This window comes from Acidiphilium sp. 34-64-41, assembly GCF_002282635.1.
GTDB lineage: Bacteria > Pseudomonadota > Alphaproteobacteria > Acetobacterales > Acetobacteraceae > Acidiphilium > Acidiphilium rubrum.
In genome coordinates, this window is record NZ_NCJX01000013.1 from 40,127 (window position 1) to 62,119 (window position 21,993).

Annotated in this window: 19 protein-coding genes; 14 read left to right on the forward strand and 5 right to left on the reverse strand. The window is 66.6% G+C overall.

The features are described 5' to 3' along the window. Positions 1-2: 2 nt before the first annotated feature. The 8 genes from B7X49_RS04130 to B7X49_RS04165 all read left to right on the forward strand — a co-directional run bounded on the left by B7X49_RS04130 (position 3) and on the right by B7X49_RS04165 (position 11,060). On the forward strand, positions 3-1,787 hold the full coding sequence (locus B7X49_RS04130; protein ID WP_286703538.1) for an SEL1-like repeat protein: 1,785 nt from the start codon (positions 3-5) through the stop codon (positions 1,785-1,787). After that, the gene (locus B7X49_RS04135; protein ID WP_286703539.1) at positions 1,784-4,717 is read left to right on the forward strand and encodes a glycosyltransferase; all 2,934 of its coding nucleotides are present in this window, start codon (positions 1,784-1,786) and stop codon (positions 4,715-4,717) included. The genes B7X49_RS04130 and B7X49_RS04135 overlap by 4 nt, the downstream gene beginning before the upstream one ends. Positions 4,718-4,730: 13 nt before the next feature. After that, positions 4,731-5,591 carry a hypothetical protein gene (locus B7X49_RS04140; RefSeq protein WP_286703540.1) on the forward strand — a complete coding sequence of 287 codons (861 nt, stop codon included), beginning with the start codon at positions 4,731-4,733 and terminating at the stop codon, positions 5,589-5,591. Positions 5,592-5,601: 10 nt separating this feature from the next. Next, a complete protein-coding gene (locus B7X49_RS04145) occupies positions 5,602-6,957 on the forward strand; it encodes a glycosyltransferase (RefSeq protein WP_286703541.1) in 1,356 nt (451 codons plus the stop codon). Next, positions 6,957-7,616: a uracil phosphoribosyltransferase gene (gene upp / locus B7X49_RS04150; RefSeq protein WP_286703542.1), complete on the forward strand. Its 660-nt coding sequence runs from the start codon at positions 6,957-6,959 to the stop codon at positions 7,614-7,616. Before B7X49_RS04145 ends, upp begins: the two co-directional genes overlap by 1 nt. A 182-nt stretch (positions 7,617-7,798) precedes the next feature. Next, positions 7,799-8,755, forward strand: a complete 957-nt coding sequence (gene speB, locus B7X49_RS04155; protein WP_286703543.1) for an agmatinase — start codon at positions 7,799-7,801, stop codon at positions 8,753-8,755. A 114-nt stretch (positions 8,756-8,869) separates the two neighbouring features. After that, positions 8,870-9,880, forward strand: coding sequence for a cation diffusion facilitator family transporter (locus B7X49_RS04160; protein ID WP_286703544.1), 1,011 nt, complete (start codon positions 8,870-8,872; stop codon positions 9,878-9,880). Positions 9,881-9,887: 7 nt separating this feature from the next. Further along, entirely contained in the window at positions 9,888-11,060 is a 1,173-nt protein-coding gene (locus tag B7X49_RS04165; RefSeq protein WP_286703545.1) for a hypothetical protein, read from the forward strand. 19 nt (positions 11,061-11,079) lie between these two features. Here the strand turns inward: B7X49_RS04165 and B7X49_RS04170 are convergent, their stop codons facing one another. From B7X49_RS04170 to B7X49_RS04190, 5 genes are all read right to left on the reverse strand, one after another. Next, on the reverse strand, positions 11,080-12,036 hold the full coding sequence (locus B7X49_RS04170) for an inorganic phosphate transporter (RefSeq protein ID WP_286838379.1): 957 nt from the start codon (positions 12,034-12,036) through the stop codon (positions 11,080-11,082). Positions 12,037-12,241: 205 nt separating this feature from the next. Then, positions 12,242-12,967 carry a flagellar basal body L-ring protein FlgH gene (flgH, locus tag B7X49_RS04175; RefSeq protein ID WP_029311214.1) on the reverse strand — a complete coding sequence of 242 codons (726 nt, stop codon included), beginning with the start codon at positions 12,965-12,967 and terminating at the stop codon, positions 12,242-12,244. A 44-nt stretch (positions 12,968-13,011) separates the two neighbouring features. Next, positions 13,012-14,004, reverse strand: a complete 993-nt coding sequence (gene flgA, locus B7X49_RS04180) for a flagellar basal body P-ring formation chaperone FlgA (RefSeq protein WP_286838381.1) — start codon at positions 14,002-14,004, stop codon at positions 13,012-13,014. A gap of 52 nt (positions 14,005-14,056) precedes the next feature. Beyond that, positions 14,057-14,839 (reverse strand): flagellar basal-body rod protein FlgG, encoded by a 783-nt coding sequence (gene flgG / locus B7X49_RS04185; protein WP_029311216.1) that lies wholly within the window; start codon positions 14,837-14,839, stop codon positions 14,057-14,059. A 26-nt stretch (positions 14,840-14,865) separates the two neighbouring features. After that, on the reverse strand, positions 14,866-15,609 hold the full coding sequence (locus B7X49_RS04190; protein ID WP_286703548.1) for a flagellar hook-basal body complex protein: 744 nt from the start codon (positions 15,607-15,609) through the stop codon (positions 14,866-14,868). A 286-nt stretch (positions 15,610-15,895) separates the two neighbouring features. Between B7X49_RS04190 and B7X49_RS04195 the strand changes: the two genes are divergently transcribed. The 6 genes from B7X49_RS04195 to B7X49_RS04220 all read left to right on the forward strand — a co-directional run bounded on the left by B7X49_RS04195 (position 15,896) and on the right by B7X49_RS04220 (position 21,902). Further along, positions 15,896-16,456, forward strand: coding sequence for an ImuA family protein (locus B7X49_RS04195; protein WP_286703549.1), 561 nt, complete (start codon positions 15,896-15,898; stop codon positions 16,454-16,456). Then, positions 16,374-17,072, forward strand: a complete 699-nt coding sequence (locus B7X49_RS04200) for a hypothetical protein (RefSeq protein ID WP_286838385.1) — start codon at positions 16,374-16,376, stop codon at positions 17,070-17,072. The genes B7X49_RS04195 and B7X49_RS04200 overlap by 83 nt, the downstream gene beginning before the upstream one ends. A 7-nt stretch (positions 17,073-17,079) precedes the next feature. Next, positions 17,080-17,589, forward strand: a complete 510-nt coding sequence (locus tag B7X49_RS04205; RefSeq protein WP_286838387.1) for a hypothetical protein — start codon at positions 17,080-17,082, stop codon at positions 17,587-17,589. Continuing rightward, a complete protein-coding gene (locus tag B7X49_RS04210; protein ID WP_286703551.1) occupies positions 17,589-20,807 on the forward strand; it encodes an error-prone DNA polymerase in 3,219 nt (1,072 codons plus the stop codon). Before B7X49_RS04205 ends, B7X49_RS04210 begins: the two co-directional genes overlap by 1 nt. Positions 20,808-20,879: 72 nt before the next feature. Next, complete coding sequence (locus tag B7X49_RS04215; RefSeq protein WP_286703552.1) at positions 20,880-21,392, forward strand: flagellar basal body-associated FliL family protein; 513 nt, start codon at positions 20,880-20,882, stop codon at positions 21,390-21,392. Positions 21,393-21,452: 60 nt separating this feature from the next. Further along, entirely contained in the window at positions 21,453-21,902 is a 450-nt protein-coding gene (locus B7X49_RS04220; protein WP_286703553.1) for a hypothetical protein, read from the forward strand. Positions 21,903-21,993: the final 91 nt, after the last annotated feature.

Sequence of the window (21,993 nt, forward strand, 5' to 3'; positions counted from 1 at the left end):
TCATGCTGAACGCGATCGATAAACTCGCCGCACTGTCACCAAGGCGCGCTTTCAAGCGGGCAGGGGAGCTGGCCGGCGAGCAACAATGGCAGCGTGCGGCGCGGCTCTACAGCATCGCCGCCGAAGCCGGTCTGGCCGAAGCGCAATTCGCCCTCGGCGAAGCCTACATGGCCGGGCGCGGCCTGTCGCAGAGCCCGCGCGAGGCCGCCCGCTGGTTCCAGCGCGCCGCGGAAGCCGGCCATGTCGACAGCCAGTGCCGGCTCGCCGGTATGTTTATCCATGGCCTGAAGGCACCGTCGGCCGGTCAGGCGGGCTCGCTGTTCGGCGATCATGCCCAACCCAGCGAAACCGCGAATGCGGCCAATTACCCCTCGGCGCTGATCTGGGCCCGCCGCGCGGCCAAGGCAGGCTCCGCCGATGGCGAGGCGCTGCTCGGCTATATCCTGTCGAACGGGCCGGACGATATCCGCGATCCGGCGGCGGCCGAACTCTATTATCGCCGCTCGGCGGCGCAAAACTGGCCGCAGGGCCATCTCGGCCTCGGCATGATCCTGATGCGCGGGGCCGATACCGCCGAAAAAACCGTCGCCGCGATGCGCGAGTTCGAGGAGGCGGTGAAGGCCGATCTGCCGACCGCGCATTATCTGCTCGGCGTCATCCACGAGCAGGCGGTCGGCGTCCTGCCCGATCCGGCGCGCGCTTTGACCCATTATCGCAAGGCCGCGATCCACGGCATCCGCAACGCCCAGGCCAAGCTCGGTGCCATGCTGCTGGCGGGCCACGGCTGCGCGCCGGACCCGATCGAGGGTGAATCCTGGCTGCGCCGCGCCGCCATCGCGGGCGATCCGGAAGCGGCCGCGCTGGTGGCCGATTTATATGCCCGCGGCGGCGCCCTGCCGCCCAATTATGCCGAAGCCGCGCTCTGGTTCCGCGTCGCCGCCGAAGCCGGGCACCGCGTCGCGGCGCGCGCCTTGGGCATGCTCTACCTCACCGGCGCCGGCGTCGCGCGCGACCCCGAGGAAGCCGCCCGCTGGCTCGCCCGCGCCGCCCAACAGGGCGACATCATCGCCGGCGCCGATCTCGGCAATCTGATGCTCCGCGGCGATATCCGGCAATCCTCGGTCGATGGCCTGCCGATCCATGAATGGTTCGAAAAAGCCGCCGAATCAGGCGATCTGATCGGCGCGTTCAACTACGGCGTCTGTTTGGCCGAGGGCGTCGGCGTCAAGCGTGACGACGCCCGCGCCGCCATCTGGCTCCGGCGCGCCGCCGAGGGCGTGGTCAACGCCCAATACTGGTACGGTCGTCTCCTGTTCGAGGGTCGCGGCATCCCGGCCGATCTGGTCGAGGCGCACCGCTGGATCGCCCGCGCCGCGGAAACCGGCATGGTCGAGGCGCTGGCTCTGCTCGCCGAAATGAAGCTGCACGGCCACGGCTGCACGCGCGACCACGCCAGCGCGCGCGACATGTTCCTCCGCGTCGCCGCCAATGGCCATGCCGGTGCGATGTTCGCGCTCGGCGCCCTCTACGGCGGCGGCCACGATATCCCGACCGACCGGATCGAGGCGCAGGCCTGGTTTGCCAAGGCGGCGGCGCTAAACCACCCGGTCGCGCAACTCATGCTCGGGCGCTACCTGCGCAAGGGATTGGCCGGCCCGCTCGACCCGGTGCAGGCGGCGCACTGGCTCAACCGCGCCCTCGCGCAGGGTATCGACGAGGCACGGATCGACCTCGCCGAACTCGCCTTACCGGACGCGCCACAGCCGCGCCAAGCCGCCGGGGATTGAGCACCGCCGACCCCGATGCCGTCCGGCAGCGTCGCCACGCCGAGGCTGCGGATGCCTGGGTGCGCGGCCGTAAGGCGCTTAATGCCGGCGATCTGGCAACTGCCTTGTTCTGGCTCGAACGGGTCGGCCGCATCGCGCCGCAGGACCCGCGCGCCGCCTTCGAACGCGCGCTGACCCTTGCCGCCATCCAGGACCCCGCGGCTGAGCCCGCGCTCCACGCCATCGCCACCGCGCATGATCTGGCTGGTGCCTGGCTCGCCCTGGCGCGGGTGCGCTGGCGCGCGCATGATCGTTCGGGTGCCGCGACCGCGCTGGCCACGCTGTTCCAGCGCCATGAACTACCTGACGATCCCGATCTCGCCGCCTTCGCCGCTGCCGTGGCCGAGGCCGCCGGTGCGCCCGGCTGGTGTGCGATCGCCGATGGCGCGCTGGCACTCCACGCCGCCACGCCGACCATCCGGGCCGATGGCGTGGAGTGCCCCGGCTTGCCGCGCAAGCTCGCCCATATCTCAACTTTGCAGATCGAGGCCGCCGGGATTCCGCTGCTCGGCAGCACGCTCAACCTCGCCACGCTGCGCCGCACCGGCGGCATCGCCCATGCCGAGCGCGGCGGCATCACCGGCTGGGTCACCCACCCGGCCGCGCCCGACCGCGCCCCGAAACTGGAATTGATCGACCGGCACGGCACGTCGCGCGCCATCCATCCGCGCCGCCGCCTGCCACCGGATGCGCCGGCGTGGTTCCTGCCGCGCCACGCGTTCCGCATCGGTGCCAAGGTGTTGCAGGGCCTGCAACCGCCGTTCCGGATCGTGACACCCGACGGCACGCTGCTGCACGGCACCCCGCTCGATCCGGCGATGCTGACCGATCTGGCGCCGTTCCGCGCGCGTAGCCGCCCCCGCACGAAGCCCGCCACCGCCGGTCTCTGCGCGGTGATGCCGGTCTATCGCAACGCCGCCGCCACGCTCGCCGCACTGCGATCGCTCTACGCGGCGCTCGGCCCGAAGCGTGTCGGCACCGTGCCGATCGTGGTGGTCGACGATGCGAGTCCTGAGCCCGATCTGGTCCGCATGATCGATGCCGAACACCAGGTCGGCCGCATCCATCTGCGCCGCCATCGCCACAATCGCGGCTTCCCCGGTGCGGCCAACGCCGGCATCAGCGCCGCGCGCCGCCTGCTGCCGGGCTGCGACATCCTGCTGCTGAACGCGGATATCCTGATCCCGCCCGGCGCACCGGCGCGCTTGCAGGCAGCGCTTTACGCCAGCGATGCCATCGCGAGCGCCACGCCGCTGTCGAACGAGGCGACCATCCTGAGCTACCCCGCGCCGCAGGGCGGCAATCCACCGCCCGACCTCGCGGCAACCATCAGGCTCGACCGTCTGGCCCGCCGCGCCAATCCGGCCGGCATCGTCGAGATCCCGACCGCGATCGGCTTCTGCATGGCGATCCGCCACGATGCGCTGGACGCCACCGGCCGGTTCGATCAGCGCCTGTTCGCGCAAGGCTATGGCGAGGAGAACGACTGGTGCCGCCGCGCGGCGGCACTTGGGTTCCGCCACGTCGGCGTCCCAGGCGTCTACGTCGCGCATCATGCGAACACGTCGTTCGGCGCCGCGGCATCCTCGCTCTGCGCGCGCAATCTCACGATCCTCGAACGCCGCCACCCCGGCTATCACGCGCTGATCGCCGCCCATCACGCCGATGATCCGCTGCAACCCGCGCGCTTTCGGCTCGATCGCGCGCGGTTTCAATCCGCCACCAGCGGCACCGGCGCGGTCGTGCTGGTCTCGCACGACCACGGCGGCGGCATCGCCCGGGTCATCGCGGCGCGGATGGCATCGCTGCGCGCCGCCGGCCTGCGCCCGATCCTGATCCAGCCCGATTTCAGCGATCCGGCCAGCCGCGCCAGCTTCATCGGCACCGCAAGGCTGACCGACGATGCGCCGCAGGACTACCCGAACCTATGCTACGCGATGCCCGACCGGTTTGCCGCCCTGGTCGCGCTGTTGCGCCGCGAAACGGTGCGCCATGTCGAGTTCCACCACACGCTCGGCCACCACCCGATCATCCGCGATCTGGCCACGGCGCTCGATGTGCCGGCCGAGCACATCATCCACGACTACGCCAGTTTCTGTAAGCGGGTGAACCTGATCGGCCCGGCCCGGCGCTATTGCGGCGAGCCGGATGTGGCGGGGTGCGATGCCTGCATCGCCGCCGCCGGCAGCGAACTGACCGACCCGATCAGCCCCGCCGCCCTGGTCACCCGCTCGCGCGCCGAGTTCCGCGCCGCGCGCCGGATCAGCGTGCCCTCAGCCGATGTCCAGGCGCGGCTGCAACGCCATTTCCCCGGCATCAAACCCACGATCACGCCCTGGGAAGACGATACCGCGCCGCTCGCCCTGCGCGCCCCGCCGACAGCCGGCGCGCGGCTGATTGCGGTGGTCGGCGGCATCGGTCCGGCCAAAGGGTTCGATGTGCTGCTCGATTGTGCGCGCGATGCCGCTTCGAACAACCTGCCGCTGCGCTTCGTGCTGATCGGCACCAGCGAGGATGATGCCGCGCTGATCGCAACCGGGCGCGTCCTGATCACCGGCGCCTACCAGGAAGGCGAGGCGGCCGGGCTGATCGCGCGGTCCGGCGCGCAGCTCGGTTTCCTGCCCTCGATCTGGCCCGAGACCTGGTGCTTCGCGCTGAGCGAGGCGTGGCGCGGCGGCTTATACGTCGTCGGGTTCGACCTCGGCGCCCCGGCGGCGCGCATCAAAGCCACAGGGCGCGGATTTCTGCTGCCGCTCGGCCTGCCGACCGCACGGATCAACCAGACCCTGCTTGCGTGGCGGCCAAATTTAGGCAATCTCAATAATCGTATACAACCTCTGATGAGTTCCGCCCCCGCTCCCACCCCCGCCGACGCCAACCAGCCATCTTAACGGAGACGCCTTGATGTCCAAAGCCGCCGCCAAGTCTGCACCCCAGGCTGGAACTGCCCCTGCGCCCGCACCGGAATTGCAGGCCGGCTCGATCCAGGAGCTGAAAGTCTCGGGTCACTTAATGACGCTGGACACTGGCTTGTTCTGCATCATCAACGAGGCGAATGCCGGCGCGGCGCTCGATCAGGGCCTGCCGGGCGTGCGGATTTCGCCGCCGCCGCTGGGCGTCAACGGTGTCGAGATCACCGGTTTCCGCGCGGATGGCTGGCTGACCGGCCAGGGCGATGCGGCGCTGGTGCGCGTCGCCAAGGGGCCGGCGCAGGTGCTCGTCACGGTCTATCAGGTCGCCGGCCGCGCCGATGCCGCGCCGCGTTTGCAGGTGATGCGCCTCGCCCAGGGCATGGCCGCCCCGGCCGCGCCCGCCGTGACCGAACCGGTCGCGATGGACGTGCTCGCCCATATCCAGACGCGCGGCGATGTGGGTGCGAAATTCGGCGACTGGCTGGGTGAAGCGGGCTCGGGCAACTGGATCGAAGGCATCGGGATCGTGGCACCCGCGGGCATCGCGCCGGAGGATTTGTCGTATCAGGCGGTCCTCGGTCGCGGCTGGCTGTCCCCCTGGGTCGCCGCCGGCGATTATTGCGGCAGCCGCGGCATGGCGCTGCCGCTGCTCGGGCTGCGGGTGCGGCTGGAGGGCAAGGCCGCCGAGGCGTTCGAATTGTCCTGCGAGGCGAGCTTCGTCGATGGGTCGAAGGCCGGGCCGGTCGCCAGCGATGAAACCTGCGAGGCGGACAGTCTGGCAGCGCTCGAAGCCGTTCGCCTGACCCTTGTGCCCCGCGCCAAAATCAAGGCGGTCGCGCGCGGCCGACGCTGAGCGGCGCGCCGTGAAATTCCTGTTCGTTCACCAGAACTTCCCCGGCCAGTACCTGCACATCGTCCGCGATCTGCTGGCCGAGGGTGGTCATGAAATCGTGTTCATGACCGAACCGAACCGTAACCACATGGCCGGGGTCCGCAAGGTCACCTACGCCCGCCCGCCGGCAACCCACGCGGCGGTGCACCCGAGTGCCCGCGAATTCGACGTCGCGATGCGCCGCGCCGAGGCTGGCTACGCCGGCGCCAAGCAGATCAAGGCGCTGGGATTCGTGCCAGACATCATCATCGGCCATCACGGCTGGGGCGAACTGCTCAATCTGGTCGATGTCTTTCCGGGCGTACCGATCCTCGGCTATTTCGAATTCTATTACCGGCTCGATGGCACGGATGTGAATTTCGACCCGGAATTCATCATGCCGGAAGCCCAGTTCGGCGCGGTGCGGGCGAAAAACGGCGTCAACCATCTGGCCATCGCGCTCGAACAATACGGCCAGACCCCCACCGCCTGGCAATGGCAGACCTACCCCGCCTGGGCGCGCGACCGCATCACGGTGCTGCGCGAGGGCGTCGATCTCGACATCTGCAAGCCCGATCCTGCGCTGCGCAAACAGAAACTCTCGATCGGCCCGCTGACCGTCGGGCCGAAACAGCGGCTGATCACCTACGTCGCGCGCAACCTCGAACCCTATCGCGGCTTTCACACCATGATGCGCGCGCTGCCCGCGATCCTGCAGGCGCGCAAGGACGTCGTGGTCTCGGTGGTCGGCGGCGATGAAGTCAGCTACGGCGCTGCGCCCACTAGCGGCACCTGGCGATCGGAACTGCTGGCCGAGGTCGGCGACCGGCTCGATCTGTCGCGCGTGCATTTCATGGGCCGCGTGACGTATGAAGATCACGTGAAACTTTTGCAGCGCTCGGACAGCCACATCTACTTCTCCTACCCGTTCGTCGCCTCCTGGAGCCTGCGCGAGGCGCTGGCGGTCGGCGCGCCGGTCATCGGGTCGGATACCGCAACCGTCACCGAATTCGTGCACGACGGCGCAACCGGGCTCGTGACCCCCTCGCTCGATCACGCGGCCCTCGCCGATACCACGCTGCGCATGCTCGAAGATCGCGCCCTGGCGGCGAAACTTTCGGCCGGCGCGCGCGACTACGCGACGGAAAACCTCGATATGAAGCGCTACCTGCGCGCATTCCGCGCCGAAATCGAACGCATCGTCGGCAAAAAAATGACGGCCGAAATCCACCCGCCGCGCCGCACCGCCAAGGACGTACCCAAAACCAAGACCGCCAAGGCCCCGAAACCCAAAGCAGTGCAGCCGCCGCCACCGCCGGCCCGTAAACGCCGGGTCGTCGCGGCGTGATGCCGACCAGCCAGGGAGAGACCACGACGCCCGCCGGGGTCACCATCGTCGATCATCCGCTCGTCGAACATAAACTCACCCTGCTGCGCAGCCTCGCCACCCCCACCGGCGATTTCCGCCGCCTCGCCCGCGAAATCAGCCTGCTGATGGGCTACGAAGTGCTGCGCGACCTGCCGCTCCAACCGGTCGATATCCAGACCCCGATGGAGCCGATGATCGCGCGCCAGGTCTCGGGCAAGAAACTCTGCTTCATCTCGATCCTGCGCGCCGGCGACGGTATTCTGGGCGGCATGATCGACCTGGTGCCCTCGGCCCGCATCGGCCACATCGGCCTCTACCGCGACCCGGTCAGCCACGAGCCGATCGAATACTACTTCAAAGTCCCCGAAGACATGGCCGAACGTCTCACCATCGTGGTCGACCCGATGCTCGCAACCGGCCACTCCGCCGCCGCCGCCATCACCCGCCTGAAACGCGCCGGCGCTGCCGCCATCAAATTCGTCTGCCTGATCGCCGCCCCCGAGGGCGTCGCCGTGCTGCGCGCCGCCCACCCAGACGTCCCGATCTTCACCGCCGCACTCGATCGCGAACTCGATGAACACGCCTACATCCGCCCCGGCCTCGGCGACGCCGGGGATCGGCTGTTTGGTACGAAATGAGGTTGGGGGCAAGAAGGCCAGGGGGCTCTGCCCCCTGGACCCCCGTTAAAGGCGGAGCCTTTAAAATCCACTAGTTTTAGGCGAGAGGAGGGCTGTGCAGGCCAGATCGGTTGAAACTCCGAGACAGCGCCCCTGGCCTTGCTGTCCTCAGCCTCACCTCACACCAACCAGGAGACCCCGCCGTGACCGGACCATACAACCAGCCGACCAGTGCGAACGAGATGCCGCGTTTTGCGGGGATTGCGACGATGATGCGTCTGCCGCAGGCGGCGAGTGCGGCCGGGCTGGATGCGGCGTTCATTGGGGTGCCGATGGATATCGGCACCTCCAATCGTTCGGGTACGCGGTTTGGACCGCGGGCAATCCGTTCGGAATCGGTCATGTTGCGGCCGTACAACATGGCGACGGGTGCGGCCCCGTTCGAGCGGATGCAGGTGGCTGATCTGGGTGATATCGCGACCAATCCGTACAATCTCGAAAAATCGATCGGGCTGATCGAGGCGGGGATTGCCGCGGTGATCGCGCATGAGTGCATCCCGCTGATACTGGGGGGCGACCATACGTTGACCTATCCGGTGTTGCGCGCCATGGCGGCGAAGCATGGGCCGGTCGGGTTCATTCACATCGATGCGCATGCGGACGTGAACGACACGATGTTCGGCGAGCGGATTGCGCATGGCACGCCGTTTCGTCGCGCGGTCGAGGATGGCGCGATCGATCCGCATCGTGCGATCCAGATCGGGTTGCGCGGCACCGGCTATTACCCGACCGATTTCGACTGGCAGCGCGAACAGGGGTTTCGGGTCGTCCCGGTCGAGGAGTGCTGGCACCGCTCGCTGACGCCGTTGATGGCGGAGGTGCGCGCCACGATGGGCAGCGGGCCGGTTTATCTGACCTATGACATCGACAGCCTCGATCCATCGGTTGCGCCGGGCACCGGCACGCCGGAAATCGGCGGTCTGAGCACGATACAGGCGCTGGAGATCATTCGCGGCTGTGCCGGGCTCAATTTGGTCGGTGCCGATCTGGTCGAGGTCGCGCCGGCCTATGACACGACCGGCACGACGGCACTGATCGGCGCGAATCTGCTCTATGAAATGCTGTGCGTGCTGCCGGATCGCCGGCCTGAAGCGCGATAATCCGCGCTGACCGGGCGGCATGGACGGGATTGCTTGACCCTGAAGCGGCTTCACGGTTGATAATGCGGTGATGGCGCCGATGCGCCGGGTGCAGCAGCTTCACAGGAGACGCCCATGAACACGCCGCACGAGAGCGAGCACGACCATGCCGGCCACGATCATGCCGGGCATGATCACGCGGGTCACGATCACGCCGGCCACGATCATGGGCCGGGCGGTCACCATCATCATGCGCCGCCGGCGGGGTTCGACGGCGCATTTGCCTTCGGCGCTTTGCTCAACGCGGGCTTCGTCGCGGCCGAAGTGGTGTTCGGCATTGCCGCCCATTCGGTGGTTCTGCTGGCGGATGCCGCGCATAATCTGGGCGATGTGCTCGGCCTGTTGCTCGCCTGGGGTGCGGCGGCGCTGGGGCGGCGCCGGCCGAGCCGCCTGCGCACTTACGGCTTCGGGCGCAGTTCCATCCTCGCCTCACTGACCAATGCGGTCGTGCTGCTGGTCGGCGTCGGTGCCATCGCGGTCGAGGCGATCCAGCGTCTGGTGATCGGCGTGCCGCACGGTGCGGTCGGCAGTGACACCATCATCATCGTCGCGGCCGCCGGCATCGCCATCAACGGCGTCACGGCGTGGCTGTTCGCCCGTGGCCGCAAGGGCGATCTGAACGTGCGCGCGGCCTTCACCCATATGGCGGCGGATGCGGTCGTTTCGCTCGGCGTCGTCATATCCGGCGTGATCATCCTGTTCACCGGGTGGACCTGGGTCGATCCCGCCGCGAGCCTGGTGGTGGCGGGTCTCATCCTGGTTTCCACCTGGTCGGTCCTGCGCGACAGCCTCGACCTCGCGCTCGACAAGGTGCCCGGCAGCGTCGATGCCGAGGCGGTGCGCCGCTACCTCGCCGCGTTGCCCGGCGTAAGCGAGGTGCATGATCTGCATATCTGGGGGCTGAGCACCACCGACATCGCATTGACGGTGCATCTGGTCCGCCCCGGTGCCGCGATGGACGATGCCTTGCTGCACCGCACCTGCGACACGCTGCGGGATCGGTTCGGCATCGGCCACGCCACGGTGCAGATCGAGGATGGCGCGTCCGGCCAGATCTGTGCCCTGTCCCCCGAGCATGTGATATAATCGTGCCATGAACACCGAAGCGCTGTTTCTGATCGTGGGTGTCGCCGGCGTCGGCGTGCTGCATACCATCGTGCCGGATCACTGGGTGCCGATCACGCTGATCGCCCGCCAGCGGGGCTGGTCGCGCGGTGAGACGGCGCGTGTCGCGTTCCGGGCCGGGATCGGCCATGTGCTGTCCACCCTGGCGATCGGAATCGCGGTCTGGATTGCCGGTGCCGCGTTCGCGGTGAAATTCGGCGGCTTCGTTGATGCCGCGGCGAGTCTCGCGCTGATCGCGTTCGGTGGCTGGATCGCTTTTTCATCGCTCCGCGAGATGCGCGGCGGCGCGGACCATGGCCATCATCATGGTCACAGCCATAGCCACGGTCACAGCCACGCGCGGACCACCGATGCGATCCACGGGCCCGAGCAGCAGATCATCGATACCGGCCACGGCACCATTCTGCTCTCGATCTTCGAGACCGGCGCGCCGCCCCGCTTCCGGCTCACCGGACCGGATGCCGATGCCGTGCATATCGAGACGCACCGCGACGATGCCGCGCAGCAAACCTTCGCGATGGTCAATCGCGGCGCGTATTGGGAATCGCTTGATGATATTCCCGAACCGCATGGCTTCGCGGTCACCATCACCATGGCGCACGGCGGCCACGCCCATCGTTACGACACGGCATTCGCCGAACATGACCACGGCGATCATGCGCACCACCATCATGCGCCGCCGAGCGATGCGCTCTATCAGCCGGCGGGGGGCGATGTCGCGGTGATGCTGCGGCACGTCCATGTCCACCGGCACGGGTCCGGCCCGGCGCACAGCCATCTGCACGATCATGACGGCACCACGATGCATGATGTCGCGATCGACGGCGGTGACGCGCCGTTGCACGAACACGCGCATAAAACCTCATCGCGCACCGCGTTGATGCTGATCCTGGGCTCCTCGCCGATGGTCGAAGGCATTCCGGCGTTTTTCGCTGCCGGCAAATTCGGCTTCGGCGTGATTGCGATCATGGCGATCGTGTTCGCGATCAGCACGATCGCAACCTATGTCGCGCTGTGCATCGCCTCGACCGCGGGTTTGCAGCGGATCAGCCTCGGCCCGCTCGAGCGCTACGGCGAGGTGCTGAGCGGCGCGTTCATCGTGCTGGTGGGCGTGGTGTTCTGGGTGTGGCCGGTTATCTGACCGCCGCACATCCGGTGCCTCATAGCGGCTGCGTGATCATCCGGAACAGCGCGGCGGCAGCGTAGGCCAGCGCGAACCCGGCACCGGGGCCGATGATCCAGCCGCGCCCGATGCCGCGCAAGACCTTCGCATCGATCGTCTGGCGCCCGCGCGCGAGGCCGGCGCCGGCCATCGCACCGATCAGCGCCTGATTCATCGAGGTGAAATCCCCGAACGCCACCGCGCCGAGCACCACCAGCGCCTGCACGGTCTGCGCCGCGGTCGCCATCGTGGGGTCCAGTTTCACCACATCGAACGCGACGCGCTCCAGCAGCGGGCGGCCCCACGTCAATACGCCCGCCGCGAGACCGATGCCGCCGCTGATACCGGCTGTGAGCACGCCGGCGACATGCGCCGACAGAAATACCGCCGTTGCGTTCGACACATCATTGGCCCCCATCGTCAGTGAGGCGATGGCCCCCGCGCCGACCAGCGCTTGCCCTATGATCGGCGCGCGCCGATGCGCGGCAAGGGCCGGAATCCGGTCGAACAGGCGGGTGAACAGAAACCCGCAGCCGCAGGCGATGAACGGTGCCAGCACCCACAGCAGCGCGAGGTGCACAATCGCGGCCCAATGCACCCCCAGCCGCAGCGCGATGCCGGCACCGACCAGCGCGAACACCAGGATCTGGATGGTCGAGGTCGGAATCCGGCGCCGGGTGAATACCGTCGTCAGCGCGAAGGCGGTGCCGATCACGATGATCGCCGGAACCGTGCCCAGCCCGCCCTTGAGAATACCGTGCCCGACATGGACCAGAACCCCATGGCTGAACATCGCCGCGCCGATCAGCGTCGCAATCGCCATCAACCGCAGGGCGGACGTCCGGTCGATCGATCCGGTGGCATAGGGCATGCCCATGCACGCGCCGGTATAATGAGCACCCATGCTCCAGGCGAAGGCGAGTGAAGTCAGTATCAGCAGGCCTGTCATGATCATCGGTTTATCCGGCCGGCGATCCGGCCACCCTTCCTGACCGACCAGCGAGACCGCACCGGCCGATATCATCGTCGCATCGGCGGCCGCGTCGGCCTGCAGCGGCGCCCTCCATAATGGAGCGCCATCGCCACAGCAATCGTGCCATCTCTCAGCACGATGCGCCACCGCGGGCGACAAAACCTGGCCGCCAAAATCGTGCGCGCCATCAGAACGGCACGATATCGTCGAGAATCTGCTGGCCGACCCTTGGCGACTGCTGGCCGCTGATCAAGCCGCGGCCGCCATAGGATATGCGTGCTTCGGCCAGTTGATTCGCCTGGACGATATTGTTGCTCGCAATGTCCTGCGGGCGGCAGATGCCCGAGACGGTCAGGACCCTGAGTTCATTGTTCACTCGCATTTCCTGGCGGGCGACGACGACGAAATTGCCGTTCGGCAGCACCTGTGTGATCTCGCCGGCCAAAGACAGGGTGACACTCTCATTCCGCTGGATCTGTCCGGTTCCGGTCGAATTGCCGGCCCCCGATACCGAAACGAGGCTGGATGGATTGACGCCCTTGCCCAGCACCCGCGGGATCAAACTCTCCAACCCGAACAGGTTTGGCACACCCATCGATTCAGAGCCGGTACGGCCCAGCGTCGTCTGGTCTTTCAGCGTCGCGGCATCGTTGATGTTGACGGTGATCGTGATGATGTCGCCCACCCGCGATGCCCGTTGATCCTTGAAAAACGCTCGCGCCCCGCGCCGCCACAGACTGTCGGGTGCGCTCGGCACATCGCGGAGCGGTGGCATCGGCATGCTCACTGGCCGCCAGGTTGCGGCTTGCGTCGGATTGGTGATCGGCGTCATCGGCGGCGCATGGCCGACATAGGACAGGTTCGAGAACGCACCACAACCACCCAGCGACAAAACCGAAATCACCGCCCCGATCGCGCGCGCATAACGGCCGCCATGATGGTAGGTCGCATCGCGCCTCACGGCTGACGCCCGGCAAGGTCATAATACGGATTGGCATTGTCGCCCCGGGTCGGCATGCTGCCCGGCAGCACATGCGCATGGTCTGGTCCATCGACCACGGCCTGCACGATTTCGTGGGACGACGGGTTGATCACCGGGATCACATGACCCGATCCGCCGGCCGCCAGAGCGACGCCCTGCGCGGTGACTTCAAGCCCCGGCATATCCACCGCCAGGCTCACCGTGGCGCCGCGCGCGACCAGGATGGGGTCGGCGATCATGCGGCGCGACAACGGCATTCCTTTGAGGATCGATTGACTGACCTGCATGCCGATGACGCGCGAAAGCGTCCTGATCGCGTCGTGCCGGTCATCATCCTGCGCTACCCAGGTCAGCCGCACATCGCTGTCGTTCAGTATGTCGCCGCGGGACAGATCATGCGTTGCGATCACCCGTTGCGTTTCGGGTTTTGCAACACCGCCGATCGTCGTGGTTACTGTATCCATCCGCGGCGCCGCGATGTGGGCAATGGCCCGGAAAGCTCCGGTATTGCGATCGAAAACCATTTGATCGATCGAAATATCCGGCCGGGAATTCGGCGGCACCATCGGCAGTTGTTCGCCTTCGAGGTTGATCGCTACATGACCCGCAGCCCCCGCCTGCCGCAAGGCCCGGCTTACCGCCGCGACGATCCGATCATGCCCGATTGGTGAGCCGGGGCGCTCGATCGAGACGGATTGATCGGAATCGCCGGGAAACCAGGCAACGCCATACCGCAGCGCGATCGCCGCCAGTTGCCGGCTGCCGACCACGATCCGTGCACCAGGGAGCGGTGCCGGCCCCAGCACCGCATCGGCGTTGATCCCGGCGTGATGGAACAGATCTTTCAGCTCGACGACGGGCCGGTCGATCAACACCAACGTGCGAGCCGACGGTGCGGATGGTGCGGCGGATATCGATGATGGCTGCTCTGCGGATTGCGCGATTGCAGCGGGTGCGCCAGCAACCATCGCGATAAACAGCAGGAAAGATGCGCGTCGGATCGACCGGGATGTCATGTCATCACAGCTGCGTCAGTGTGTTCAACATCTGGTTCGACGTCGTGATCACTTTGCTGTTCATCTCGTAGGCGCGCTGTGCCGTGATCAGGTCGGTGATTTCACTGACGACATTGACGTTGGAGTTTTCCACGAAGCCCTGCTGGACCGAACCGAAACCGGGCGAACTCGGAACCGCCGTCACCGGCGAACCGGATGCCGCGGTCTGGATGAGCAAATTGCCGCCCTGCGCTTCGAGCCCCGCATCGTTCGGAAAGGCCGCGAGCTGGAGCTGGCCCACGGTTTGCGGCGCCGTCTGGCCCGACAGGCTGACCTGCACCTGTCCTGACGCGTTGATCGTGACGTTGGTGGCGTTGGACGGAATCTGGATGCCCGGCTGCACGATATAACCATCGGCCGTCACGATTTCCCCGCTCGGCGACAGGCCGAACGTGCCATCACGCGTATAGGCCGTCTGTCCGGATGGCAGCGTGACCTGAAACCACCCGTTCCCCGAAATGGCGAGATCGAGCGAATTGTTGGTCTGCTGCAGATTGCCCTGCTGATCGATGCGATAGATCGCCGCCGTCTTGACCCCCAGCCCGATCTGGGTGCCGGAAGGCACGATCGTGCCGGCATCCGAACTGTTCGAACCGGCACGCCGCAGATCCTGATACAGCAGGTCCTGAAACTCGACCCGCTGGCGTTGATATCCGGTCGTGGTCATGTTGGCGATGTTGTTGGCGATGACTTCAACATTGGTCTGCTGGGCCTGCATGCCGGTTGCCGCGATATCGAGAGCGCGCATTCATGATCTCCAAAAAAAGCGTAAAATTAGCTGGTGGTCGCGCCGAGAATCTTGCTGATCGCCGACTGATCGCGCGCTCGTTCCGCCGTAACGAATTGCGCGATCATGCGGAAATTCTGACTGGCCTCGATCATTTTGGTGATTTCGACGATGGGCTGAACATTCGAACCCTCAACGGCGCCTTGCACGATGCCTGGATTGGCACTCGGCACCGGCGGTACTGTCGTTTGAAACAGATTGCCGCCCTGGTCCTTGAGCGTTTGCGGGTCGGGAACGGTCACCACGCCGACCTGACCGATGATGCCTTGCGCCGTGCTGATCGTGCCGTCCGCCGCGATCGTCAGCGTGCCGCTTTGCGGCGGGACCGTGATCGGCTGGCCTCCGGCGTCGAGCAGGGCATCGCCCGAGGCATTCGCGATCGTGCCGTTCGGCAACAGGCCGAACCGGCCATCGCGGGTCAGACGCGGGCCATTGGCGGTCGCTACCGTGAAATAGCCGCCGCCGGGCAGTGCCAGATCGAGCGGGTTGCCGGTCTGGTGCACGGCGCCCGGCGTGGCGTCGCGCCACGTGCCGATGGCTTGGGTGTATGATAATTTCGATCCGCCCGGCGGTGCGGTGACGCCGCGCATCCGATCGATCCAGGCGGCGGATTTGAGGTGGATCGCCTCGTAGCCGGGTGTCGCCACGTTTGCGATGTTGTTCGCGATCACGTCCACCGTGCGCGACGCGGTGATCATGCGCGAGAGAATGATACTGGTTGTATTATCCATTAGTCCTGTCACCGTTTTGGGACGTATCGGGTCGTTCGTCTGAAGCGGAACATGACGATGAAAGCTTAACAATCACCTAAAGAGCCCAGTGTTTTTTTGCCGTGGAGATATCCGCGATCGATCCGGCGCGGACCCTTGACTCCTGCAAAAACTAGAACAAAATAAGAACATGATAAACCGCACTCCCTCAATAATCGGACCCAGACGCGATCGGTTCGGTGTTCAGGACACGGACGATGCCGATCTCAGCCCTGATCCCGCTCGGCGTTTCCCGATGGAGGCCTTCATGCGCGGCGCCGTCCACGACATTGCCGGCGGCGATGCCACTTTGGGATTCGCGGTGGTGTGCCTGGCCGGCACGGTCGGCGTGCCGATCGTGTGGACCGGTGGCCGGCTCGATCTGTATCCGCCCGGTCTGGCCTGGTGCGCGCTCGACCCGGCACGACTGATCCTGGCCGAAACCCCGCATGAGTACGAACGCCTGGGCGCGCTCGAAATCGCGCTGCACGGCGGCATGCACGGGGTCGCGGTGGTCGAAACCGTGTCCCGCCTGGCGGCACGCCGGTTGTCCCTGGCGGCCCGCAGCGGCGGGGGGATCGGCCTGGTCCTGCGTCATCGCAGCGCCGGCGATTCAACCGCCTTTGCCGCCCGATGGCGCATCAGCGCGGCACGCTCCGGGCCGGACGGCGCGGCGCGCTGGTGTGCGGAATTGCTCTACGCACGGGGCAGGCCCCCGGGTGTTTTTCTGGTCGAGGTCGATCGCCATGCATCGCCGCCTGCTCTCGTTATGGTTCCCCAGCGTCCCCCGGCATCCCGACCCGCCGCATGGCGACAGCGGGCCGGATGAGCTGGATCTGCATGCGCTCGCCTTGTGGTGCCAGGCTTTCACGCCGCTCACTGCGGTCGACCCGCCCGATGGTCTTCTGCTCGATATCACCGGCTGCGCCCATCTGTTCGGTGGCGAGGCCGGATTGCGGGCAAGGCTTGCCGCGCTCTGGCCAGGGGCAAGGCTCGCAATCGCCGATACCGCCGCCGCCGCCTGGGCGCTGGCCCGCTATGGTCAGGCCGATACGCAGCCCCTCGCCGATTTGCCGCTCGCGGCGCTGCGCATCCCCGATGGCATGATCGCGCGGCTGCGCCGGCTCGGCATCAGGCGGATCGGCGAGTTGGCCGCACTGTCGCGCGGCGAGATCAGGGCGGGGTTCGGCGCCGATCTGCCGCTCAGGCTCGATCGTCTGCTCGGGCGCGCCCCGGAGGCGATGCTGTTCCTGAGTGCGCCGCCGTCGTACCGGGAGGTCGAATATCACGCCGAACCCTTGCTGGCGGCAGAGCAATTGCAGGCGGCGCTGGCCCGGCTCGCGCATAAACTATGTGCGGGTCTAGCGGCTGCCGAAGTGGGTCTGGTTGGCCTCAAAACCGGGTTTCACCGCATCGATGCGCGCGTGATCCGGCTTCGGCGTTGAGGCCATCGTGCTTTCCGCCGAAACCGCCCCGCTGGTGATGACCCAGCCCGAACTCGGCGGTGCCGCCGCCCCGCAGCATGCCCGCACGATCGACCGGTTGATGCGCCGCGCCCGCCTGTCCCGGTTTGCGCCGGATCAGACCCATATCCCGGAATTCGCAGCCCATCGCGTGCCGGTCACCACGCCGGAATCGCAATGGTCCGCCCCCTGCCATCCCCGACCGCTGCGCCTGTTCGAAAGACCGGAACCGATCACGGTGATCGCGCCGGTGCCCGACGATCCACCCCGCATGATGCAGTGGCGCGGCGCGAGCCATCGGGTGGTCCGCGCAACCGGGCCGGAGCGCATCGCGCGTGACTGGTGGCGCCACGATCCGCCGCCCACCCGCCCCGAAGCGGAGCGGGTGCGCGATTATTACGTGATCGAAAACGAGGCCGGCCAGCGCTTCTGGGTGTTCCGCGCCGGGCTGCACGCGGGCGAGGCTGCGCCGCGGTGGTTCATCCACGGTCTGTTCTGATGCTCTACGCCGAACTCGCCGCCACCAGCGCCTTCAGCTTTCTCGAAGGCGCCTCATCCCCCGAGGAACTGGTCGATCAGGCCAAGGCGCTCGGCCTCACGGCGATCGGCATCGCCGACCGCAACAGCGTCGCGGGCGTGGTGCGCGCCCATCGCGCAGCACAAGCCGCCGATCTGCGCCTGCTGGTGGGGGCGCGACTCTGCTTTGCCGATGCGCCGGACATCATCTGCTACCCCGAACATCGCGCCGCCTGGGGGCGGCTGTGCCGGTTGCTCAGCCTCGGCAAATCGCGTGCGAAAAAAGGCGAATGCCGCCTGTTCGCCGCCGATCTGGCCGGAAACGCCGCGGGCCAGCGCCTTATTCTGATGCCGCCCGATCGGCTCGACGATGAGTTCGCCGATCATTGCCACCGCCTCGCGGCCGATTTTTCCGGCCGCATCCATCTCGCCGCGCGCCGCCGCTACGCGCCGGATGATGCCGCCCATCTCGCCGCTCTGGCACGCCTCGCCGCCGCGGCGCGGATCGGGCTGATCGCGGTGAACGATGTGCTGCACCACGCGCCGCACCGCCGGCCTCTGCAGGATGTGCTGCGCTGCATCCGCCTCGGCTGCACGATCGAACAGGCCGGCACCAGGCTGGAGCCGCATGGCGAGCGCCATCTCAAGCCCGCCGCCGAAATGATCCGCCTGTTTCGCGGCCATGCGGCAGCGATCGCGGCCCAGGCCGAGGTGCTCGATGCGGTGCGTTTCACCCTCGATGAACTGCGTTACGAATATCCCGATGAGCCGATTCCGCCCGGCGTCACGCCGGATGCGCATCTGGCCGCACTTGCCTGGGCTGGCGCCGCCGCGCGCTATCCGGCCGGCATTCCTGATAAAATCCGGGCCACCATCGCGCGCGAGCTCGTGCTGATCGCACAACTCGACTACGCGCGCTATTTCCTGACCGTGCACGATATCGTCGCCTATGCGCGCAGCCAGGGCATTCTCTGCCAGGGGCGCGGCTCGGCGGCCAATTCGGCGGTGTGCTACGCGCTCGCCATCACCGCGGTCGATCCCGCCGAGATCGATTTGCTGTTCGAGCGGTTCGTCTCGGCCGAACGGCGCGAGCCGCCGGATATCGATGTCGATTTCGAACATGAACGCCGTGAGGAGGTGATTCAATATATTTACCGCCGCTACGGCCGGGAAAACGCGGCGATCGCCGCAACCGTCATCCACTACCGGCCGCGCAGCGCGATCCGCGAGGTCGGCAAGGTGCTGGGCCTGCCCGAGCCGGCGCTCGCCGCGCTGGCGGCGCAGAGCTGGAATCCCGGCGATGAGCTCTGGCCCGATGAGCGGGTGATCGAGGCCGGGCTCGATCCCGCGGCGGCCAAAGTCCGCCGCACGATCGAGCTTGCGCGCGACCTGGTCGATCTGCCGCGCCATCTGTCCCAGCATGTCGGCGGTTTCATCCTGACGCGCGACCGGCTCGACGAGACCGTCCCGATCGGGCCGGCCGGCATGCCCGGCCGCAGTTTCATCGAGTGGGACAAGGACGATATCGATGCGCTGGGCATGATGAAGGTCGATATCCTGGCGCTGGGCATGCTCACCTGCATTCGCAAATGCTTTGCCATGCTGGGCATTCCCGGCCTCGCGGACGTGCCGCGCGAGGATGCGCGGGTTTACGACATGCTGTGCACCGGCGATTCCATCGGCGTGTTCCAGGTGGAAAGCCGCGCACAGATGAACATGCTGCCGCGGCTGAAACCCCGGGCGTTCTACGACCTGGTCATCGAGGTTGCGATCGTTCGGCCCGGCCCGATCCAGGGTGACATGGTGCATCCCTATCTGCGCCGCCGCCAGGGGTTGGAAGACCATGAGTTGCCCGCGCCGCACCCGCAGCATGGTCATCCCGACGAACTCAGGCGCGTGCTCGGCCGCACCCTCGGCGTGCCCTTGTTTCAGGAACAGGCGATGCGAATCGCGATCGAGGCAGCCAAATTCACCCCCGGCGAAGCCAACGCCCTGCGCCGCGCGATGGCGACGTTCCGCAACATCGGCACGATCCACAAATTCCAGGCGCAGATGGTCGAAGGCATGGTCGCGCGCGGCTATCAGCGCGATTTCGCTGAACGCTGCTTCAAACAGATCGAAGGCTTCGGCACCTATGGGTTTCCCGAAAGCCATGCCGCGAGCTTTGCCCATCTGGTCTATGTCTCGGCCTGGCTGAAATGCCACCACCCGGCCGAATTCGCGGCCGCCCTGCTGAATTCGCAGCCGATGGGCTTCTACGCCCCCGCCCAGATCGTGCGCGATGCGCGCGCGCACGGCGTCGCGGTGCGTGCCGCGGATATCAACGCGAGCGATTGGGATTGCACGATCGAGCGCGGCGCCCTCAGGCTGGGTCTGCGGCTGATCGATGGGTTCCATGCCGATTGGGCGCAGCAGATCATCGCCGGACGCGGCGCAGGCTACGCAACACCGGCCGATCTGCAACGCCTGCCGCGCCCCGCGCTCGACAAACTCGCCGATGCCGGCGCCTTGCGGAGCCTGGGGTTCGATCGTCGCACCGCCCTTTGGCGCGTGGGCGTGATGGAAGATCAGGCATTGCCCTTGTTCGCGAATGCGCAGCACAGCAGCGTCACGCCCGCCCTGCCGGCGATGAGCGCGGGCGAACACGTCACCGCGGATTACCGCATCACCGGCCTGTCGCTGCGCGCCCACCCGATGGCGCTGCTGCGGCACAAACCAGCGCTCGCGGATGCGCGGCCCTGTGCCGATACGGCGACCGCGGCCGATCATTCGCGCATCGATCTGGCTGGCGTCGTGGTCGTGCGCCAGCGCCCCGGCAGCGCCAAGGGCACCGTGTTCATCACGATCGAGGATGAAACCGGCATCGCCAATCTGATCGTGTGGCCGGCGCATGTCCTGACCTATCGCGCGGTCATCATCGGCGCCGCGCTGATCCGCGCGCGGGGCAGGGTGCAGCGCAGCGCTGAAGGTGTGGTGCATGTCGTGGTCGAGTCGCTGGACGATTTGTCGGCGCTGATCGGCACGCTCGACCTGCCGCGCGCCCGCGCCGATGAAATACCGCCACCCGAGCCCGCGCGCCACGCAACCGCCGAAGCCCGTCCCGGGCAGTTGCTTCATGCCCGTCCCGGACAGTTGCTTCATGCCCGTCCCGGGCATCCGCGCCATGAACGGATCATCCGAAAGAGCCGTGATTTTCACTGATCCTGATCGTCATCATAATCATTTGTTAACCATCTTCCCTCATAATCCGCTCGAAGGATGTGAGGACGAAAAATGGCTAAACCTCCAACGAGCGCTAAACCCAAAGAGCCCGAGTCTGGTGCCACCGGCGAGGCCGATGCTGCGCCGGCCCCGAAAAAACGCTCGAAACTGCTGTTGTTCGGCATCCTAGCGGCGGTCCTGCTGCTGATCGGCGGCGGGCTCTGGTTCAGCGGCATCATTCCGCACCTTCTTCACGGCCATAAACCGGCCGTCGCAACCGGGCCGGTGTTCATCAAAATCCCCGAAATCGTCGCCAATTTGAACGTGCCGTCGGGTCAGGATTCTTACGCCAAGCTGGAAGCGACCCTCGAATTGTCCAGTAAGGCGTCGGTGTCCCAGGTGCAGCACGACATGCCGCGCATCATCGATGTGTTTCAGACCTATCTGCGCGCAATGCATCCGAGCGAACTGCGCGGCGCCTCAGGCACCTATCGATTGCGCGAGGCGTTGATCGACCGTGTGCGCATCGCGGTCGCGCCTAACGTGGTTCGCAACGTCCTGTTCGAAGAACTGATCGTGCAATGATTTGCCGCTCCCGGCTCTTGGCTTGATTTTCAACCAGACAATTCTCAACGGCAGGCGAAAATGATCGAAATGTTGAACCATTATGTTGGGTTGCTGAACTGGCTCTTTCAAATTGCCTTCTTTTGCACTCTCCTGGTCGCACTAACCTACGCCCGCCGCCTCGATCGCTTGTTGCGGCAGGTTCGCAGCGATCATGCCCTCCTGCAGTCGGCGCTGCCACAGATCGATCTGGCGCTGACGAAAGCGGCGACCGCGACCGATCGTCTGGCGCATGATCTGCGCCGTAGCGAAACCGCGCTTGGTGAAGCAACCGAGTCTGCCGAGGCCATCACTCGGAAATTGGACGATTCAATCAGCCGGGCGGTTCAACTCCTGGCGTCACCCCCCAAACAGACACCACCCCCCGAGGTCGCCCGCCCGCCCGCCCCCGCGGTCACGCCCCGCACACCGGCAGTTTCAACAAGCCGGGCTGAGCGCGATCTGGCGAGGATGTTGATTGATGCCTCGTGATAAAAGTACCAACGAGCGGTCATTAATCCGTACCAGAGGGCACGGTCTCCGGCAGTCGCGCTCGTTGCGATTTCTGCCCGTTCTTATCGTC

Excerpts from the sequence above, each read along its gene's own strand:
- B7X49_RS04130 (WP_286703538.1), top strand. The coding sequence starts at position 3 with ATGCTGAACGCGATCGATAAACTCGCCGCACTGTCACCAAGGCGCGCT.
- B7X49_RS04140 (WP_286703540.1), top strand. The coding sequence starts at position 4,731 with ATGTCCAAAGCCGCCGCCAAGTCTGCACCCCAGGCTGGAACTGCCCCT.
- upp (WP_286703542.1), top strand. The coding sequence starts at position 6,957 with ATGCCGACCAGCCAGGGAGAGACCACGACGCCCGCCGGGGTCACCATC.
- B7X49_RS04160 (WP_286703544.1), top strand. The coding sequence starts at position 8,870 with ATGAACACGCCGCACGAGAGCGAGCACGACCATGCCGGCCACGATCAT.
- B7X49_RS04165 (WP_286703545.1), top strand. The coding sequence starts at position 9,888 with ATGAACACCGAAGCGCTGTTTCTGATCGTGGGTGTCGCCGGCGTCGGC.
- B7X49_RS04170 (WP_286838379.1), bottom strand. The coding sequence starts at position 12,036 with ATGATCATGACAGGCCTGCTGATACTGACTTCACTCGCCTTCGCCTGG.
- flgA (WP_286838381.1), bottom strand. The coding sequence starts at position 14,004 with ATGGTTGCTGGCGCACCCGCTGCAATCGCGCAATCCGCAGAGCAGCCA.
- flgG (WP_029311216.1), bottom strand. The coding sequence starts at position 14,839 with ATGCGCGCTCTCGATATCGCGGCAACCGGCATGCAGGCCCAGCAGACC.
- B7X49_RS04190 (WP_286703548.1), bottom strand. The coding sequence starts at position 15,609 with ATGGATAATACAACCAGTATCATTCTCTCGCGCATGATCACCGCGTCG.
- B7X49_RS04195 (WP_286703549.1), top strand. The coding sequence starts at position 15,896 with ATGCGCGGCGCCGTCCACGACATTGCCGGCGGCGATGCCACTTTGGGA.
- B7X49_RS04200 (WP_286838385.1), top strand. The coding sequence starts at position 16,374 with ATGCATCGCCGCCTGCTCTCGTTATGGTTCCCCAGCGTCCCCCGGCAT.
- B7X49_RS04210 (WP_286703551.1), top strand. The coding sequence starts at position 17,589 with ATGCTCTACGCCGAACTCGCCGCCACCAGCGCCTTCAGCTTTCTCGAA.
- B7X49_RS04215 (WP_286703552.1), top strand. The coding sequence starts at position 20,880 with ATGGCTAAACCTCCAACGAGCGCTAAACCCAAAGAGCCCGAGTCTGGT.
- B7X49_RS04220 (WP_286703553.1), top strand. The coding sequence starts at position 21,453 with ATGATCGAAATGTTGAACCATTATGTTGGGTTGCTGAACTGGCTCTTT.